This window comes from Streptomyces sp. NBC_01408, assembly GCF_026340255.1.
Taxonomy (GTDB): Bacteria; Actinomycetota; Actinomycetes; order Streptomycetales; family Streptomycetaceae; genus Streptomyces.
In genome coordinates this window covers 1,863,760-1,880,304 of sequence record NZ_JAPEPJ010000001.1, presented here as the reverse complement: position 1 = coordinate 1,880,304, position 16,545 = coordinate 1,863,760, and the positions used below count along the sequence as shown (strand labels likewise).

The window sequence follows — 16,545 nt, the reverse complement described above, 5'->3', positions numbered from 1 at the left end:
TCAGTACGCGCCGCCCGTCCGCCGTTCGGGCGTACGGCCGACCCTGCCCGGCCCCGCCCGCACCCCGGTGGGACCGGGGTCAGGAGACCGTCGCGGGGTCGGCCGGCTGGGCCACCCGCTCGGCGGCTCCGCCTTCGCTCTCGTCGCCGACCGCGATGCCGCGGCGCTTGGACACGTACACCGAGCCGACGATGACGGCGATCGCGAGGACCGCGACGACCCCCCGTACGACCGGGTTGGCGTCGTCGCCGTAGCTGAACTGCACGACGGCCGGGGCGATCAGCAGCGCCACCAGGTTCATGACCTTCAGCAGCGGGTTGATCGCCGGACCGGCGGTGTCCTTGAACGGGTCGCCGACCGTGTCCCCGATGACGACCGCGGCGTGGGCCTCACTGCCCTTGCCGCCGTGGTGGCCGTCCTCGACGAGCTTCTTCGCGTTGTCCCACGCACCACCGGAGTTGGCGAGGAAGACCGCCATCAGGGTGCCCGTGCCGATGGCGCCGGCCAGGAAGGAGCCGAGCGCGCCGACGCCGAGGGAGAAGCCCACCGCGATCGGGGTGAGCACGGCGAGCAGGCCGGGCGTGGCGAGCTCGCGCAGCGCGTCCTTGGTGCAGATGTCGACGACGCGCCCGTACTCGGGCTTCTCGCTGTAGTCCATGATCCCGGGGTGCTCGCGGAACTGGCGGCGCACCTCGTAGACCACGGCGCCCGCGGAGCGGGAGACCGCGTTGATGGCGAGGCCGGAGAACAGGAACACGACGGCCGCGCCCAGGATCAGCCCGACCAGGTTGTTGGGCTGCGCGATGTCCAGGCTGAGGTTCATCTCCCCGGCCTTGGCGCCGACTTCCCTGACCGCGGTCGCGATGGCGTCGTTGTACGAGCCGAAGAGCGCGGCCGCGGCGAGCACGGCCGTGGCGATGGCGATGCCCTTCGTGATGGCCTTGGTGGTGTTGCCGACGGCGTCCAGGTCGGTCAGGACCTGGGCCCCGGCGCCCTCGACGTCGCCGGACATCTCGGCGATGCCCTGGGCGTTGTCGGAGACGGGCCCGAAGGTGTCCATGGCGACGATGACGCCGACGGTGGTGAGCAGGCCGGTGCCGGCCAGGGCCACCGCGAACAGGGCGAGCATGATCGACGTGCCGCCGAGCAGGAACGCCCCGTAGACGCCGAGGCCGATGAGGAGCGCCGTGTAGACGGCGGACTCCAGGCCGACGGAGATGCCGGCCAGGATGACGGTGGCGGCTCCGGTCAGGGAGGACTTGCCGATGTCGCGCACGGGGCGGCGGCTGGTCTCGGTGAAGTAGCCGGTCAGCTGCTGGATCAGCGCCGCGAGCACGATGCCGATGGCGACGGCTACGACGGCCAGCACGCGCGGGTCGCCGGCGTGGTTGGCGATCGCGGCGTCCTCGACGCCGACGAGCTCCTTGTAGGTGGCCGGCAGGTACGCGTAGACGGCGATCCCGACCAGCACCAGGGAGATCACGGCAGAGATGAAGAACCCGCGGTTGATGGCGGTCATTCCGCTGCGGTCGCTGCGGCGCGGGGAGACCGCGAAGATGCCGATCATGGCGGTGACGACCCCGATGGCGGGGACGATCAGCGGGAAGGCCAGGCCGAGGTCGCCGAAGGCTGCCTTGCCGAGGATGAGCGCGGCCACCAGGGTGACGGCGTAGGACTCGAAGAGGTCGGCCGCCATTCCGGCGCAGTCGCCGACGTTGTCGCCCACATTGTCGGCGATGGTCGCGGCATTGCGCGGGTCGTCCTCCGGAATGCCCTGCTCGACCTTGCCGACCAGGTCGGCGCCGACGTCGGCGGCCTTGGTGAAGATGCCGCCTCCGACACGCATGAACATCGCGATCAGCGCGGCACCGAGGCCGAAGCCCTCCAGGACCTTGGGGGCGTCGGCGGCGTAGACCAGCACGACGCAGGAGGCGCCGAGGAGGCCGAGGCCGACGGTGAACATGCCGACCACGCCGCCCGTACGGAAGGCGATCTTCATCGCCTTGTGGGAGACCTCGGTGAGGTCCTTGGCGGGCTCGCCCTCGGCGGGGGTCGCCTCGCGCGCGGCGGCGGCGACGCGCACGTTGGCGCGGACCGCGAGGCGCATGCCGATGTAGCCGGTGGCGGCCGAGAAGAGGGCGCCGACGAGGAAGAAGGCGGAACGTCCCGCCCGCTGCGTCCAGTCGTCGGCGGGGAGCAGGAAGAGCAGGAAGAAGACCACGACGGCGAAGACGCCGAGGGTCCGCAGCTGCCGGCCGAGGTAGGCGTTGGCGCCCTCCTGGACGGCTGCGGCGATCTTCTTCATGCTGTCGGTTCCCTCGTCGGCGGCGAGGACCTGGCGGACCAGGATCTGCGCGACGACGAGTGCGGCAAGTGCCACTGCCGCAATGACGATCACGATGAGCCGATTGTCATCGGTGAGTACTGCGGCTGCCAGATCCGTGGTGCGATCCGGCGCGAGAGGGGTGAAGAGCCCCGTCATTCGTCCTCCTTGACGTGATGAGCTCAAGATGTGGACGGATTGTAGGGAGCGCATCCTGATCAAAACAGTGCACAGGAAACGGAATTGGCCTGCTCTTGCTCCTCAGCAATAGATCGCGTCACTCCATTACCCTCGAAAGAAGTAATGGGACAAAGGCATTGACGCCTGATCAAATGATCTAGGGACATGAAAAAGGCCCTGCTCAGCAGGGCCTTGATTAAGATCGGAAGATACGACGGAATGCCGGGGCTGTGGATCTATGGAAGATCCGAGGCCCCGGCGACCGGCCAGCTCATCCGGATGGTTCCGCCCGATTCCCCGGCGGTCACCTCGACGTCGTCGACGAGCCCGCTGATGACGGCGAGGCCCATCTCGTCCTCGCCCTCGATGTCGGGGTCCAGGACGGCGTCGATGCCGGACACGGTGTCGGCCGGGCCGCCGGCCGGTCCGGGAACCTCGTCGCCGACCTCGATGGAGAACACCTTCTCCTCCTCGGTCAGCACGACCCGGACGGGCGCGGTCAGCCCGTTGCTCCGATGGAGTCCGACGGCACGCGAACAGGCCTCGCCCACGGCGAGGCGAACCTCGTCGAGGACCGCTTCCTCCACGCCGGCCCGGCGCGCCACGGCGGCCGCGACCAGGCGGGCCGTCCGGACGTGTTCGGGCTGGGCGCTGAAGCGCAGTTCAACGGTGGCCATGCGCGTCCCCCTCGGACTACGGGCGTGCCTTGACAGGGGCCCGGGCCACCCGTGGCCCGGTACCCCCGCTCTGCTTGCCGGCTCCTTGCCGCCTGGAGCCGTCAGTCGGTGGCGTTGACGGCGTCTTCCACGGTGGTGTGGATCGGGAACACCTTGGTCAGACCGGTGATGCGGAAGATCTTCAGGATGCGCTCCTGGTTGCAGACCAGTCGCAGCGAACCCTCGTGCGCGCGGACGCGCTTGAGGCCTCCCACGAGCACACCGAGTCCGGTGGAGTCGAGGAAGTCCACTCGCTCCATGTCGACAACCAGGTGGTAGCTGCCGTCGTTCACCAACTCGACCAACTGCTCGCGCAGCTTGGGCGCGGTATACACATCAATCTCGCCACCGACCTCTACGACCATACGGTCGCCGACAGTGCGAGTCGACAGGGACAGGTCCACGGATCCTCCAGCACCTTGCTATCGAGCGGCGCCCCCCAGGGGCCTCCCCACCCGAAGGTAGGCGAGGGATTGGCTGCCGCGATGGCATTCAATCACTTACCGGCAGGCGCGCACGACGCCTTGGGACCATTGTCCCGCACGCCAGTGACACACTCGGTTCCAATGGCCAATACTCACCGCCCCGGTCGGCCCACGGCACCCGCGGACGCCGAACCCACCCCCGACACGGTCCTGGACCGGTTGTCACGGGGGTCTTCCCGGGCTGCGCGCATCACCCATACGGAGCACTTGCCCCCTCGGGCGGGTCGTCATGCAGTCTGGCCCGACCGCATCCGAACGGATGTCGTAGCCGCGATTCAGGCCGCCGGGATCGGCCATCCGTGGGAACACCAGGCCGCGGCCGCCGAGCACGCCCTGGACGGCGAGTCCGTGGTCGTCGCCACCGGCACCGCCTCGGGCAAGTCGCTGGCCTACCTCGCACCGCTGCTCTCCGCCCTCGCGGACGGCGCCGAGGCTCCGAACGGGCGCGGCGCCACCGCCCTGTACCTGGCCCCCACCAAGGCCCTGGCGGCCGACCAGCGGCGCGCCGTACGGGAGCTGGCGGCCCCGCTGGGCAACGCGGTCCGCCCGGCGGTCTACGACGGCGACACGCCCGTGGAAGAACGCGAATGGGTGCGCCAGTACGCCAATTACGTCCTGACCAACCCCGACATGCTGCACCGCGGCATCCTCCCGGCCCACCCGCGCTGGTCCTCCTTCCTGCGGGCCCTGCGCTACGTCGTGATCGACGAATGCCACACCTACCGGGGAGTATTCGGCTCCCACGTGGCCCAGGTGCTGCGCCGGCTGCGGCGGCTGTGCGCCCACTACGGCTCCGAACCCGTCTTCCTGCTGGCCTCCGCCACCGCGAGCGCCCCGGCGACGGCCGCGTCCCGGCTGACCGGGGTGCCGGTGACGGAGATCACCGACGACGCCTCGCCGCGCGGCGAGGTGGTCTTCGCCCTGTGGGAGCCCCCTCTGCTCACCGAGCTGCGGGGCGAGAAGGGCGCTCCCGTACGCCGTACGGCCACGGCGGAGACCGCCGACCTGCTGACGGACCTGGTCGTGCAGGGGGTCCGTACGGTGGCCTTCGTCCGCTCCCGGCGCGGCGCCGAGCTGATCGCCGTGATCGCCCAGGAACGGCTCGCTGCGGTCGACCGCTCGCTGGTGCGGCGGGTCGCCGCCTACCGGGGCGGCTACCTGCCCGAGGAGCGCCGGGCCCTGGAGCGGGCCCTGCACTCCGGCGAGCTGCTGGGACTGGCCGCGACGACCGCCCTGGAGCTGGGCGTGGACGTCTCCGGCCTGGACGCCGTACTGATCGCCGGGTACCCGGGCACCCGGGCCTCCCTGTGGCAGCAGGCGGGCCGCGCCGGGCGCTCGGGGCAGGGCGCCCTGGCCGTGCTGATCGCCCGGGACGACCCGCTGGACACCTACCTGGTCCACCATCCCGAGGCGCTGTTCGAGCAGCCCGTGGAGGCCACCGTCCTGGACCCCGACAACCCGTACGTCCTCGCCCCCCACCTGTGCGCGGCAGCGGCGGAGCTGCCGCTGACCGAAACGGATCTGGCTCTTTTCGGCCCCTCCGTCCAGGAGCTGATCCCGCAGCTGGAAGCGGCGAGGCTGCTGCGCCGGCGGGCCACGGGCTGGCACTGGACCAGACGGGAGCGGGCCTCGGACCTGACCGACATCCGGGGCGGCGGCGGCCGCCCGGTGCAGATCGTCGAGGCCGCGACCGGCCGGCTGCTGGGCACGGTGGAGGAATCGGCGGCCCACACCGCCGTCCACGACGGGGCCGTCCACCTCCACCAGGGCCGCACCTACCTGGTGAAGCAGCTGGACCTGGAGGACGCGGTGGCGCTCGTCGAGCAGGCGGATCCGCCCTTCTCCACCACCGCGCGGGACACCACCTCCATCTCCGTCCTGGAGACCGAGACCGAGATCCCGTGGGGCTCGGCCCGGCTCTGCTACGGCTCCGTCGAGGTCACCAACCAGGTCGTCTCCTACCTGCGCCGCAAACTGATCACCGGCGAGGTGCTGGGCGAGGCCAAGCTGGACCTGCCGCCCCGCACCCTGCGCACCCGGGCCGTGTGGTGGACGGTCACCGAGGACCAGCTCGACGAGGCCCGGATCAATCCCGAGATCCTCGGCGGAGCCCTGCACGCCGCCGAGCACGCCTCCATCGGCCTGCTCCCGCTGTTCGCCACCTGCGACCGCTGGGACATCGGCGGCGTCTCCGTGCCGCTGCATCCCGACACCCTCCTGCCCACGGTCTTCGTCTACGACGGCCACCCCGGCGGCGCCGGTTTCGCCGAGCGGGCCTTCCACACGGCCCGCGCCTGGCTGACGGCGACCCGCGACGCGATCGCCGCCTGCGAGTGCGAGGCCGGCTGCCCCTCCTGCATCCAGTCACCCAAGTGCGGCAACGGCAACGAGCCCCTCCACAAGCGCGGCGCGGTCCGCCTCCTGACCCGCCTCCTCTCCGAGACCCCGGCCGCCCCCGGATCCTGAAGCCCGGAGGGGGCCGTGGGATCAGCCGGGCGCCTGCGGCGGGGGCAGGGGCGGACCCGCGCGGGCCCGGATGGACGGGGTGAAGGTCCCCGCCACGGCCCGGGCCGTGACCTCGACGGCCTCGCCCTCCACCCGGCACCCGGAGAGCACGGCGCCCTGGGCACGGGCGACCCGCCCAGCCGTGGCACAGGCCGCCTCCGGCCCGTGGGCCCAGCTCGCCGCGGCCGCCAGGCCCGCCAGATCCGCTGCCGCCGCCGCCCGGTGCCGGGCCACGACCGCCTGCCCGAGCAGGAGCACGCCGCCGAACACCGCACCGAGCACCGTGGCCACCAGCGTCGCCCACACCGTGGCCGAACCCCGGTCCCGGCTCATGACGGCGGCCCCACGCTGTCCTCCGCCAGGGCCACCGCCTGCGCGCCGAGCCGTACGGGCAGCCCGCCCGGCCCCGGCGCGGGCGCGGCCACCCGCACCCGCCACAGGTCGCCTTCCCGCTCCAGCTCCACCCGCGCCCCGGACGGGGCGGCCGCCCGGGCCGCCTCCACCGCCACCTCCACCGGCTCCGACCGGGCCGCCGCCCGGGCACCGGCCCGGGCCGCGTCCACACACCGGATCTGCGCGGCCGCCGCCATCAGCGCCCACACCAGGAGCGCGGCGAACAGCACCAGCGCCGGAATCACCAGGGCCGCCTCCGCTGTCACATATCCCCGGTCTCCGAAGGCCCGTGACTTTCCCTCAGAACGGCACATCGAGTGCCTTCCCGATGGTCGACTGAAGGGCCGTGGAGACGACCTCGCTCGTCACCACCTTGTACAGAACGGCCGCGAACGCACACGCGGCGATCGTGCCCATGGCGTATTCCGAAGTGGACATTCCCGCATCGCCGCGACAGCCGCGCAGCGCCGTCCGGACACGAAACCAGATGATCCTCATGACAGCCTCCGTTGATTTCCGTTGTCGATGTACGTCGTGAATGCGTGTGGCGAATGTGTCGTCAGGGGTTCGAGAGAAGACCGGAAGCCATACCGATCACCACCGGAGCCACCCCGATCGCGAGAAAAGCGGGGAGGAAACAGAGCCCCACCGGTGCGGTGACGAGCACCGCCGCCCGCTGCGCCCTGGCGCCCGCCTGCCGGGCCCGGTCCGCCCGCAGGGCCGAGGCGAGCCGGGAGACCGGCTCCGCGGCCGGCGCACCGGTCCGGGCAGCCCGCTCCAGGCATCCGGCGAGCGCCCCCGCGCCCGGTATCTCCGCCAACCTCCCCCACGCGGCACCCGGTTCGCCGCCCAGCCGCAGCTCCGCCCCGGCCAGCGCCAGCCGCTCGCCCACCGGGCCGCCCAGCGACTCGCCGACCACCTCCGCGGCCTCCACCGGCCCCGCACCGGCCGCCAGACACGCGGCCAGCAGATCCGCGGCGAACGGCAGCTGACGCTCCGCCTCCGCCGGGTCGACCCCGGCCCGCGGGCGCGCCCTCGCCTGCCAGCGCCACACCCCGAACGCCGCCGCACACCCCACCGCGGCCCCGCTCACCCCGCCGATCAGCACCCAGCCCGCCAGCAGCGCCCCGGCCGGCCCGGCCCACACGGCCACCGCGCCCCGCATCCGGGAGCCGAACCCGGGCCCGCCGCCGGGGGGTGCCGTCGCGTGCAGCACGGCCTGCGCCCGGCGCCAGGCGGCCCGCGCCCGGACCCGGGCCGCGACCAGCGACGCCACCGCCAGCACCGCCACCGCGAGGCACAGCGCCGTCCCCAGCCTGTGGACCACGAAGCCGCCCATCACCGCTCCCCCACCCGGACGATCCGTCGGCACCACAGCAGCCCCAGCGCCTCCAGCAGCACCCCGGCCAGCAGGCACCCCCACCCCATAGGGGTGTGCAGCAGCACCCGCAGCGGATCCGCCCCCAGCCCCGTACCGATCAGCAGGCCCACGAGGGGCAGCAGGGCGAGCACGACCGCCGTGGACCTGGCTCCCGCCAGCTGGGCCCGCAGCGACTCCTCCCGGTCCCGCTCGGCCCGCAGCGCCCCCTCCAGCCGGTCCAGACCGGCGGCCAGGCCCGCGCCGCCGTCCACCGACACCCGCCAGCAGGCGGCCATCCCGGCCAGCCCCTCCGCGCCGGGCTCCCGCGCCGCCTGGCGCAGTGCCCCCGGCACGTCCCCGCCGAACGCCGCGGCGGCCAGGACGCCCGCCTCAGCCGCTCCCGGCCCGCCCGCGCCCGAGACCGTCCGGCGCATCGCCGCGGTCATCGCCTGCCCGGGCTGCGCCCCGGCCCGCAGCTCGCCCACCGCCGCCCCGCACAGGGCCACCACCTCGGCCGCCCGCGCGACCCGGGCCCGCTCCCGCTCCCGTACGCGCAGCCACCGCCGGACCAGTGGCACCGCCGCCGCACCGGCGGCCAGCGGGATCACCGACCCGCCCAGCAGCGCGAGCACCAGCCCGGCCCCCAGCGGGGCCCACTCCCGCCACCGCGCGGCCCGCACCCGTACGGCGATCACCAGCCGGTCCCAGCGCTCCGGCCCGCCGGGCAGCGCCGGGGCACCCCCGGCCAGCACCACCCGGGCCCGCCGCGACACCCGGTCTCCCCCGGCCGCCGTCCAGGCGGCCGCCCCGGCACACAGCACCCCGGCGAACACGGGCAGGGGCAGGGCCGCCCCGCCGCTCACCGGGCACCTCGCAGCAGTGGCCGCAGCCGCTCCCAGCCCCGCTCCCGTACGAAACCCCGCGCGGCCCAGCGCAGCGCCGGTACGGTCACCACCAGCCCGGCGGCGTCCCGCTCCAGCACGTGCACCTCGGCCAGCCGGCGCCGCCCCTCCCGGTCCCTGACCAGGTGGATCACCAGGGTCAGCGCGGCCGCCAACTGGCTGTGCAGGGCGGCCCGGTCGAGCCCCGCGGCCGTCCCGAGGGCCTCCAGCCGGGCCGGGACGTGGGCGGCGGCATTGGCATGGACCGTCCCGCAGCCTCCTTCGTGGCCTGTGTTCAGGGCGGCCAGCAGGTCTGCGACCTCGGCGCCGCGGACCTCGCCGACCACCAGCCGGTCGGGCCGCATCCGCAGCGCCTGCCGGACGAGATCTGCCAGGGTGACCAGCCCCGCCCCTTCCTGGTTGGCCGGCCGGGTCTCCAGCCGCACCACGTGCGGATGATCGGGGCGCAGCTCGGCCGAATCCTCGGCCAGCACGATCCGCTCACCGGGGCCCACCAGCCCCAACAGGGCACTGAGCAGGGTGGTCTTGCCCGTGCCGGTCCCTCCGGAGACGAGGAACGACAGCCGGGCCTCGATCATGTCCCGGAGCAGCCGGTGCCCGCCGGGCGGCAGCGTGCCCGCCGCCACGAGTTCCTCCAGCGTGAAGGCCCGCGGCCGCACCACGCGCAGCGAGAGACAGGCCGACCCGACCGCCACCGGGGGCAGTACCGCATGCAGCCGGGTGCCGTCCGGCATCCGGGCGTCCACCCAGGGCCGGGCGTCGTCCAGCCGCCTGCCCGCGACCGCGGCCAGCCGTTGGGCCAGCCTGCGCACGGCGTCGGGGCCTTCGAAGGTCACCCCTGTCAGCTCCAGCCCGCCGCCGCGGTCCACCCACACCCTGTCGGGGGCCGCCACCAGCACATCGGTGACCTCCGGGTCGTCGAGCAGCGTCTCCAGCGGGCCCGCGCCGACCAGCTCGGACCTCAACTCGGCAGCGACACCCAGCACTTCCGTGTCCCCCAGCAGCCGCCCCTGGGCCCGCAGCGCCGCGGCCACCCGGGCCGGCGTCGGCTCGGCCCCGCTCTCGGCGAGCCGCTGGCGCACCGCGTCCAGCAGCACGGCGCTCATGCCGGCACCCCCTGGGCGGAGCCGAGCGCCCGCCGCCAGAAGCCGTCGCAGAACCGGGCCAGCGCGCCCCGCCCTTCGGACCCCGGCGGTTCCCCCTCGGCCACCCGCCCGGGGAGCCCCACCTCGACCGGTACCTCGCCGGCCAGCGGCGCCCCCAGCAGGCCCGCCACGGCTTCGGGCTCGAGCCCGCCCGGGGAGCGGCCCCGTACGACGACGCGTACGTCCCGGGCCACCATCCGCACCCCGGCCGCCACCCGGCCCGCCGCGGCAACGGCCCGCAACTCGCCCGGCACCACCATCAGCACCAGGTCCAGCTGCGCCAGCACCTCGGCCACGGCTTCGTCGACCCGCCGGGGCAGGTCGACCACCACGACCCCGCCCCGGCGGCGCGCGGCGGCCACCACCGAGCGCATCGCGGCGGGCGGCACCACGACCCGGTCCCCGCGGTCCCAGCTGAGCACCCTCAGCGCGTGCAGTTCGGGCAAGGACTCCTCCAGGGCCCCGGCGCCGACCCGCCCCCGCGAGCCCGCGAAGTCGGGCCAGCGCAGCCCTTCCGCGGCCTCGCCGCCGAGCAGTACGTCCATGCCCCCGCCGAGCGGGTCGCCGTCGATGAGGATGGTCCGCTCCCCGGTGCGGGCGGCCCGGAGGGCGAGGGCGCAGGCGAGGGTGGAGGCTCCCGCCCCGCCGCTGCCGCCGATCACCCCGACGGCGAGAGCCGGACGCCCGGCGCCCTCGACCACGTCGGCGATCCGGTCGACGAGCAGCCCCTCGGCATCGGGCAGCCGGAGCACCTCCTGCGCGCCGATCTCCACGGCCCGCTGCCACACCTGGGGGTCATCCAGGTCCCGGCCGACGAGGAACACCCCGTCCCGGCGGGGCGCCCCGCGCACCCGCCGGGCGGCGTCGTCCCCGACCAGTACGAGCGGGGCGGACTCCCAGCCAACGCTCCCGATGCTCCCGACCGCCGTGCCGGCCAGGGCAGTTCCGCCGCGCCCCGCCCCCGGTTGCTCGTCACTGGCGACGCTTGCGACGCTTCCGTCACCGCTCGCGCTTTGCTCCGGCATCGTGTGGTGCACATGTGGTTCGGCACCCGCGGCGGCGCACAGCCGCAGCAGGTCGTCGAGGAGCAGGGGATCCTCGGTGATGATCAGAGGCCGCCCGCCACCCGGCGCCGCCGGGCCCGGCCCGACCGGCGGCCTGCTCCGGCCCGCCACCGCGGACTGCGTCATTCCATACGACTTCGATCGCGCCACGATCTCCGCCCCCTTCTCACTGCAAATCCAGCACCGCGGACTTCGCGGCTGGAATCACCGTGCAGCGAGCAGGAAAAAGAAGTGGATCTTGGGCGAAAACTGTGGATAGCCAACCGATTGTGAATATCCCCTTCACCCTGACAGGTGAGTTCCGGAGCGCTCCGGAACAACTACGCAGCGTCACGAGTCTGAAGGGGTGAGGGGCCTTCGCCACGACGGCCCACACGAGGGAAGGGGCCGTAGGGATGGACACTTGGGGCCGAAGGCGGGGACGCGAACCGCGTCCGGACATGCGACGACCCCCGCCGGGGGGGAGAGCGGGGGTCGTCCCCACGGTCCGACTCGGGGGGGGGAGGAGCCAGACCGGGTTAGCACGGTCGCGAACGATCCGTGACTTCCATGGTGTACCCGAGAGGCTTCTCAGGCAAACCCACGCGCCACACCTTACGCCGAATGGTGGGCGCATATGCTCGGGTCGTGGAAAATCAGCCCTTGCCGCACTCCTTGCCTCGTACCGCAGCCTTCTTCGACCTGGACAAGACGGTCATTGCGAAGTCGAGCACTCTGACGTTCAGCAAGTCCTTCTACCAGGGCGGGCTCATCAACCGGCGAGCCGTGCTGCGCACCGCGTACACGCAGTTCATCTTCCTGGCCGGCGGCGCCGACCACGACCAGATGGAGCGGATGCGCGAGTACCTGTCCGCCCTCTGCAAGGGGTGGAACGTGCAGCAGGTCCGGGAGATCGTCGCGGAAGCCCTGCACGACCTCATCGACCCGATCATCTACGACGAGGCCGCGTCCCTCATCGAAGCCCACCACACGGCCGGCCGCGACGTGGTGATCGTGTCGACCTCCGGCGCGGAGGTCGTCGAGCCGATCGGCGAGATGCTCGGCGCGGACCGGGTCGTCGCCACCCGCATGGTCGTGGGCGAGGACGGCTGCTTCACCGGCGAGATCGAGTACTACGCCTACGGACCCACGAAGGCGGAAGCCGTCCGCGAGCTCGCGGAGTCCGAGGGGTACGACCTCTCGAAGTGCTACGCGTACAGCGACTCGGCCACCGACATCCCGATGCTGGAGGCGGTCGGACACCCGCACGCCGTCAATCCGGACCGGGCGCTGCGCCGGGAGGCGGTGGCACGGGAGTGGCCGGTTCTGGTCTTCAACCGGCCCGTACGGCTGAAGCAGCGGCTTCCGGGGCTGTCGATGCCGGCGCGGCCGGCGCTGGTGGCCGCGGCGGCCGTGGGCGCGGCCGCCGCCACCGCGGGGCTGGTCTGGTACGCGAGCCGACGCCGGGCGAGCGCGCTGGCCGCCGCCACCTCCGCCTGAGCCGGGCCAGGCCGGCCCGACCCGGCCCGGCGTGCTTGCGGGATGCCTGGCCAGGCCAGGCGGGCCGAAGCACGCCGGGCCGCGCTTGCGGGATGCCCCGGGCTGTCCTGACCTGCGGCATTTCAGGACGTCCGGTTCATCCCGACTCGCCCCTGAAGGTAAAGAAGTGGAGCCAGGGGTTTCGCATATCTCCCAAGCGGAGTACAAAGTAATTAACGGCCCGCGAGACCAAAGAACATCCGAGAGGATCATCTTTAAAACGCAGTAAGGCCCACGGACCGAAGCACGAACGCCGAGCACCCACGCGACGTCGACCCGTCGATTACGGGCCAGCCGCACCAGGTGACGGGCAAAGCTCCCGACCTGATGGGCAAACTTCGAGGACGCTTGGTAACTGGGCGCAAGTGCCAGCGGCGACACCAAAGCAAGACGGTGTCGCCGCAACCCGTTGTCCGGGCAGTTCTCAGGCCGCGCCGCGCTGTAGGGCTTCGCAGACCGCCGTCGACTCACGGACACCGAGTTCGATCGCCCGGCCGCAGTGGGCGATCCAGGCGGCCATCCCCTCCCGGGTTCCCGAGACGTAGCCCTCGAAGGCCGCCAGATAAGCCTCGCGCCCCTGTTCGGCGTGGCCGACCTCCGCCGGACAGATCGCCTTGGGGTCCAGCCCGCTGTTGATCAGGACGATCCGCTCGGCCGCCCGCGCGACCAGGCCGTTGTAGGTGCCGAAGGGGCGCAGGGCCAGCAGTTCGCCGTGCACCACCGCCGCTGTGACCAGCGCCGGGGCCGAGCCGCCCGCGATGATCAGGCCGGAGAGACCGTCCAGCCGTCCGGCGACCTCGTCCGCGCTCGGCAGCGGCAGGTTGACCAGGGGCTCGTCCACCGGTTCGCCCGCGAGGCGGGGCCGGCCCACGACGTCTCCGTCCGCCGTAGAGCCCGAGGCCACCAGGTGCAGCCGCGCCAGGACCCGCAGCGGCGACTGGCGCCAGATGCTCAGCAGCTGGCCGGCCTCGGCGGTCAGCCGCAGCGCCGCGCCCACCGTCAGCGCCTCCGGCTCCGAGCCGAAGTCGCTTCGGCGGCGCACCTCCTCCAGCGCCCAGTCGGCGCCGGACAGCGCCGCGCTCCCGCGGGCGCCGCGCAGCGCGGCCTCCGAGGTGATCTCCCCGCCGCGACGGCGCATCACCCGGTGTCCGTAGACCCGGTCCACGGCCTTGCGTACGGAATCCACGGACTCGGCGACACCCGGCAGCCCGGCCAGCGCGGTCAACGGGTCAGAAGCGCTACTCATAAGTAGGGAGCCTACGCACTGCGGACCCATAGCACCGACCCCTCCTTGGAGTGGTCTTCTTCACTCACCCAGAGCACACACCGCAACGGACCCGCTACGCTTGGTGAACATGAAGATCGCTTTCGTGGGAAAGGGCGGCAGCGGCAAGACCACGCTGTCCTCCCTCTTCATCCGCCACCTCGCCGCCAATGAAGCCCCCGTCGTCGCGGTGGACGCCGACATCAACCAGCACCTGGGTGCCGCACTCGGACTCGGTGAGGACGAGGCCGCCGCGCTGCCGGCCCTGGGTGCGCACCTGCCGCTGATCAAGGAGTACCTGCGGGGTTCCAACCCGCGCATCGCGTCCGCCGAGATGATGATCAAGACCACCCCGCCCGGCGCGGGCTCACGCCTCCTGACCGTCACCGAGGACAACCCGGTGTACGAGGCCTGCGCGCGCAGGCTGCTGCTCGACGGGGAGCCCGTACGGCTCATGGCCACCGGGCCGTTCACCGAGGCCGACCTGGGCGTGGCCTGTTACCACTCCAAGGTCGGAGCGGTCGAGCTGTGCCTCAACCATCTGGTCGACGGCCCGGACGAGTACGTCGTCGTCGACATGACGGCCGGCTCCGACTCCTTCGCCTCGGGCATGTTCACCCGCTTCGACGTGACCTTCCTGGTCGCCGAGCCGACCCGCAAGGGCGTCTCCGTCTACCGCCAGTACAAGGAGTACGCGCGGGACTTCGGGATCGCCCTCAAGGTGATCGGCAACAAGGTGCAGGGCCCGGAGGACATCGAGTTCCTCCAGGACGAGGTGGGCGAGGACCTGCTGGTCACCGTCGGGCACTCGGACTGGGTCCGCGCCATGGAAAAGGGCCGGCCGGCCGCCTTCGAGCTGCTGGAGGCGACCAACCGACTGGCCCTCCAGGCCCTCCAGGACGCGGCCGACGACTCCTACGCGCTCCGCGACTGGGGCCGGTACACCGAGCAGATGGTCGGCTTCCACCTCAAGAACGCGGAGAGCTGGGGCAACGCCAAGACCGGGGTCGACCTGGCGGACCAGGTCGACCCCGGTTTCGTCCTGCACGAGGGGCTCGGCGAACGAGGGGAGCGAGGCAGGCAAAGCGAGCGAGACGGGCAGGAGCAGTCCGGCGAACTCACGGAGCCCAGGGGGTTCGGGGAGCTGGGGGAGCTGGGGGAACTCGTCAGCCCTCGTCCGCACCCTCATCAGCCGACTCCTCAGCCTGCTTGACCTCGGCGGAAGTCGCGGGGGCCGCGGGCTTCGGCGGCGGCCCCGCCGTCAGGAACTTCGCCCAGCCGTCCTTCGGCGTCTCGCCGACGTCGAGGGTGCGCATCCACTCCAGGGCCTTGGGGTCCTGGGCGTCCAGCCAGTCGACCAGCTCGCGGAAGGGCACGCAGCGGACCTCCTTCTGCGTGCACATGGTCTTGATGGACTCCTCGACGGCGCGCATGTAGGTGCCGCCGTTCCAGGACTCGAAGTGGTTGCCGATGATCAGCGGCGCCCGGTTGCCCTGGTAGACCCGGTCGAAGGCCTGCCGCAGCCCGTCGCGCATCTGGTCGCCCCAGTACACGTGCTGCGAGGGGTCGCCCTGCGAGGTCGTCCCGGACTGGTTGATCATGTAGTTGTAGTCCATGCTCAGCGTGTCGAAGGCGCGGCCCGGCATGGGCACCAGCTGGAGCGGGATGTCCCAGAGCCCGTCGGTCATCTTGGGCCAGATCTGCTTGCTGATGCCGCTCGAGTCGTAGCGGAAGCCCAAGTCCTTAGCCGCCAGCATGAAGTTCTTCTGGCCTTCGAGGCAGGGGGTGCGGGCGCCGATGAGCTCCTTGTCGTAGTCGAAGGGGAGCGCTTCGAGGGCCTTCAGGCCCGCGTTGGTCTTCCAGTTCTTGACGAAGGACTTGGCCTGGTCGATCTCGCTCTTCCACTCGTCCACGGACCAGGTGCCGACGCCGCCGTCGGGGCCGCAGAAGTGGCCGTTGAAGTGGGTACCGATCTCATTGCCCTCCAGCCAGGCGCCGCGCACCTGGGTGGCGGTGTCCTTGATGCCCTGGAGGTCGCCGAAGCCGATGTCGGAGCGGCCGGGAGAGTGCTGCGGGGCGGTGTAGAGGGAACGTTTCTCCTCCGGGAGCATGTACACACCGCTGAGGAAGTACGTCATCCGCGCGTTGTACTTCTTGCCGACCTCGCGAAAGTGGGAGAACAGCTTCTGGCTGTCCTCGCCGGCCCCGTCCCACGAGAACACCACGAACTGCGGGGGCTTTTCACCGGGCTTCAGCTTCTGCGGCTTCTGCACGTTCGGCTGCGGGCCGGTGTAGGCGGTCGAGCCGTCGCCGATGGGCCGGTTCACGCTGCCGGGGGCCTCCGGCGCGGCGGCACCCTTCTTGGCGCCGCCGGGGGCCGGGGACCTGCCGGACTCCGAGCCGCTGCACCCGGCGGCGCCCAGGACCAGCGCCGTGGCGACCAGGCCACCAGCGATCTTCTTCGTGGCGGCGATCATCCGCCCCACCTCTCCCTCGCAGTTCCGTCGCAGGACTTCCGCGCCGCAACTTCCCACGCGGTGTGGTGTGAAGAAGATCTGACAAGCCGGACAAAATGCTTATTCACTCGTGCGTGCTAATTCGTAGTCCATTTGCCCCTATTGCCCACCACTTCTCTTTACTCTCCATTACCATCCATTTACCGAGTGTTGAGACTCCCGCCGCTTCATCCC

Annotated in this window: 15 protein-coding genes; 3 read left to right on the top strand and 12 right to left on the bottom strand. The window is 72.3% G+C overall.

Features of this window, described 5'->3' with window-relative positions:
* Positions 1-79: 79 nt before the first annotated feature.
* The 3 genes from OG447_RS08850 to bldG form a co-directional block, all read right to left on the bottom strand.
* Positions 80-2,482, bottom strand: a complete 2,403-nt coding sequence (locus OG447_RS08850; protein ID WP_266935921.1) for a sodium-translocating pyrophosphatase — start codon at positions 2,480-2,482, stop codon at positions 80-82.
* Positions 2,483-2,739: 257 nt separating this feature from the next.
* On the bottom strand, positions 2,740-3,180 hold the full coding sequence (locus OG447_RS08845) for an ATP-binding protein (RefSeq protein WP_266935920.1): 441 nt from the start codon (positions 3,178-3,180) through the stop codon (positions 2,740-2,742).
* Positions 3,181-3,281: 101 nt separating this feature from the next.
* The gene (bldG, locus tag OG447_RS08840) at positions 3,282-3,623 is read right to left on the bottom strand and encodes an anti-sigma factor antagonist BldG (protein ID WP_266935919.1); all 342 of its coding nucleotides are present in this window, start codon (positions 3,621-3,623) and stop codon (positions 3,282-3,284) included.
* Between the two features lie 81 nt (positions 3,624-3,704).
* On the opposite strand from bldG, the gene OG447_RS08835 reads away from it, so the two are divergent.
* Positions 3,705-6,170, top strand: a complete 2,466-nt coding sequence (locus tag OG447_RS08835; RefSeq protein ID WP_266935918.1) for a DEAD/DEAH box helicase — start codon at positions 3,705-3,707, stop codon at positions 6,168-6,170.
* A 21-nt stretch (positions 6,171-6,191) separates the two neighbouring features.
* Here the strand turns inward: OG447_RS08835 and OG447_RS08830 are convergent, their stop codons facing one another.
* From OG447_RS08830 to ssd, 7 genes are all read right to left on the bottom strand, one after another.
* Positions 6,192-6,542, bottom strand: a complete 351-nt coding sequence (locus tag OG447_RS08830) for an Rv3654c family TadE-like protein (protein WP_266935917.1) — start codon at positions 6,540-6,542, stop codon at positions 6,192-6,194.
* Complete coding sequence (locus OG447_RS08825; protein ID WP_266935916.1) at positions 6,539-6,916, bottom strand: TadE family type IV pilus minor pilin; 378 nt, start codon at positions 6,914-6,916, stop codon at positions 6,539-6,541. The genes OG447_RS08830 and OG447_RS08825 overlap by 4 nt, the downstream gene beginning before the upstream one ends.
* Positions 6,903-7,100 (bottom strand): DUF4244 domain-containing protein, encoded by a 198-nt coding sequence (locus tag OG447_RS08820; RefSeq protein WP_266935915.1) that lies wholly within the window; start codon positions 7,098-7,100, stop codon positions 6,903-6,905. The genes OG447_RS08825 and OG447_RS08820 overlap by 14 nt, the downstream gene beginning before the upstream one ends.
* A 61-nt stretch (positions 7,101-7,161) precedes the next feature.
* Complete coding sequence (locus tag OG447_RS08815; protein WP_266935914.1) at positions 7,162-7,941, bottom strand: type II secretion system F family protein; 780 nt, start codon at positions 7,939-7,941, stop codon at positions 7,162-7,164.
* A complete protein-coding gene (locus OG447_RS08810) occupies positions 7,941-8,825 on the bottom strand; it encodes a type II secretion system F family protein (protein WP_266935913.1) in 885 nt (294 codons plus the stop codon). Before OG447_RS08810 ends, OG447_RS08815 begins: the two co-directional genes overlap by 1 nt.
* Positions 8,822-9,970, bottom strand: a complete 1,149-nt coding sequence (locus tag OG447_RS08805) for a TadA family conjugal transfer-associated ATPase (protein ID WP_266935912.1) — start codon at positions 9,968-9,970, stop codon at positions 8,822-8,824. The genes OG447_RS08810 and OG447_RS08805 overlap by 4 nt, the downstream gene beginning before the upstream one ends.
* Entirely contained in the window at positions 9,967-11,199 is a 1,233-nt protein-coding gene (ssd, locus tag OG447_RS08800; RefSeq protein ID WP_266935911.1) for a septum site-determining protein Ssd, read from the bottom strand. Before ssd ends, OG447_RS08805 begins: the two co-directional genes overlap by 4 nt.
* 477 nt (positions 11,200-11,676) lie before the next feature.
* Here ssd and OG447_RS08795 point away from each other — a divergent pair, with 477 nt between their 5' ends.
* On the top strand, positions 11,677-12,552 hold the full coding sequence (locus tag OG447_RS08795; protein WP_266935910.1) for an HAD family phosphatase: 876 nt from the start codon (positions 11,677-11,679) through the stop codon (positions 12,550-12,552).
* 463 nt (positions 12,553-13,015) lie between these two features.
* Here the strand turns inward: OG447_RS08795 and OG447_RS08790 are convergent, their stop codons facing one another.
* Positions 13,016-13,837, bottom strand: a complete 822-nt coding sequence (locus tag OG447_RS08790; RefSeq protein WP_266935909.1) for an oxidoreductase — start codon at positions 13,835-13,837, stop codon at positions 13,016-13,018.
* Between the two features lie 109 nt (positions 13,838-13,946).
* On the opposite strand from OG447_RS08790, the gene OG447_RS08785 reads away from it, so the two are divergent.
* Positions 13,947-15,068 carry an ATP-binding protein gene (locus OG447_RS08785; RefSeq protein ID WP_266935908.1) on the top strand — a complete coding sequence of 374 codons (1,122 nt, stop codon included), beginning with the start codon at positions 13,947-13,949 and terminating at the stop codon, positions 15,066-15,068.
* On the opposite strand, the gene OG447_RS08780 is transcribed toward OG447_RS08785, so the two are convergent.
* On the bottom strand, positions 15,022-16,332 hold the full coding sequence (locus OG447_RS08780; protein WP_266935907.1) for a hypothetical protein: 1,311 nt from the start codon (positions 16,330-16,332) through the stop codon (positions 15,022-15,024). The two genes, OG447_RS08785 and OG447_RS08780, sit on opposite strands and share 47 nt — an antisense overlap.
* Between the last annotated feature and the right edge of the window lie 213 nt (positions 16,333-16,545).

Coding starts and splice junctions, on each gene's coding strand:
- OG447_RS08850 (WP_266935921.1), bottom strand. CDS start 2,482: ATGACGGGGCTCTTCACCCCTCTCGCGCCGGATCGCACCACGGATCTG.
- OG447_RS08845 (WP_266935920.1), bottom strand. CDS start 3,180: ATGGCCACCGTTGAACTGCGCTTCAGCGCCCAGCCCGAACACGTCCGG.
- OG447_RS08835 (WP_266935918.1), top strand. CDS start 3,705: ATGGCATTCAATCACTTACCGGCAGGCGCGCACGACGCCTTGGGACCA.
- OG447_RS08830 (WP_266935917.1), bottom strand. CDS start 6,542: ATGAGCCGGGACCGGGGTTCGGCCACGGTGTGGGCGACGCTGGTGGCC.
- OG447_RS08825 (WP_266935916.1), bottom strand. CDS start 6,916: ATGTGCCGTTCTGAGGGAAAGTCACGGGCCTTCGGAGACCGGGGATAT.
- OG447_RS08820 (WP_266935915.1), bottom strand. CDS start 7,100: ATGAGGATCATCTGGTTTCGTGTCCGGACGGCGCTGCGCGGCTGTCGC.
- OG447_RS08815 (WP_266935914.1), bottom strand. CDS start 7,941: ATGGGCGGCTTCGTGGTCCACAGGCTGGGGACGGCGCTGTGCCTCGCG.
- OG447_RS08805 (WP_266935912.1), bottom strand. CDS start 9,970: ATGAGCGCCGTGCTGCTGGACGCGGTGCGCCAGCGGCTCGCCGAGAGC.
- ssd (WP_266935911.1), bottom strand. CDS start 11,199: ATGACGCAGTCCGCGGTGGCGGGCCGGAGCAGGCCGCCGGTCGGGCCG.
- OG447_RS08795 (WP_266935910.1), top strand. CDS start 11,677: ATGGTGGGCGCATATGCTCGGGTCGTGGAAAATCAGCCCTTGCCGCAC.
- OG447_RS08790 (WP_266935909.1), bottom strand. CDS start 13,837: ATGAGTAGCGCTTCTGACCCGTTGACCGCGCTGGCCGGGCTGCCGGGT.
- OG447_RS08785 (WP_266935908.1), top strand. CDS start 13,947: ATGAAGATCGCTTTCGTGGGAAAGGGCGGCAGCGGCAAGACCACGCTG.
- OG447_RS08780 (WP_266935907.1), bottom strand. CDS start 16,332: ATGATCGCCGCCACGAAGAAGATCGCTGGTGGCCTGGTCGCCACGGCG.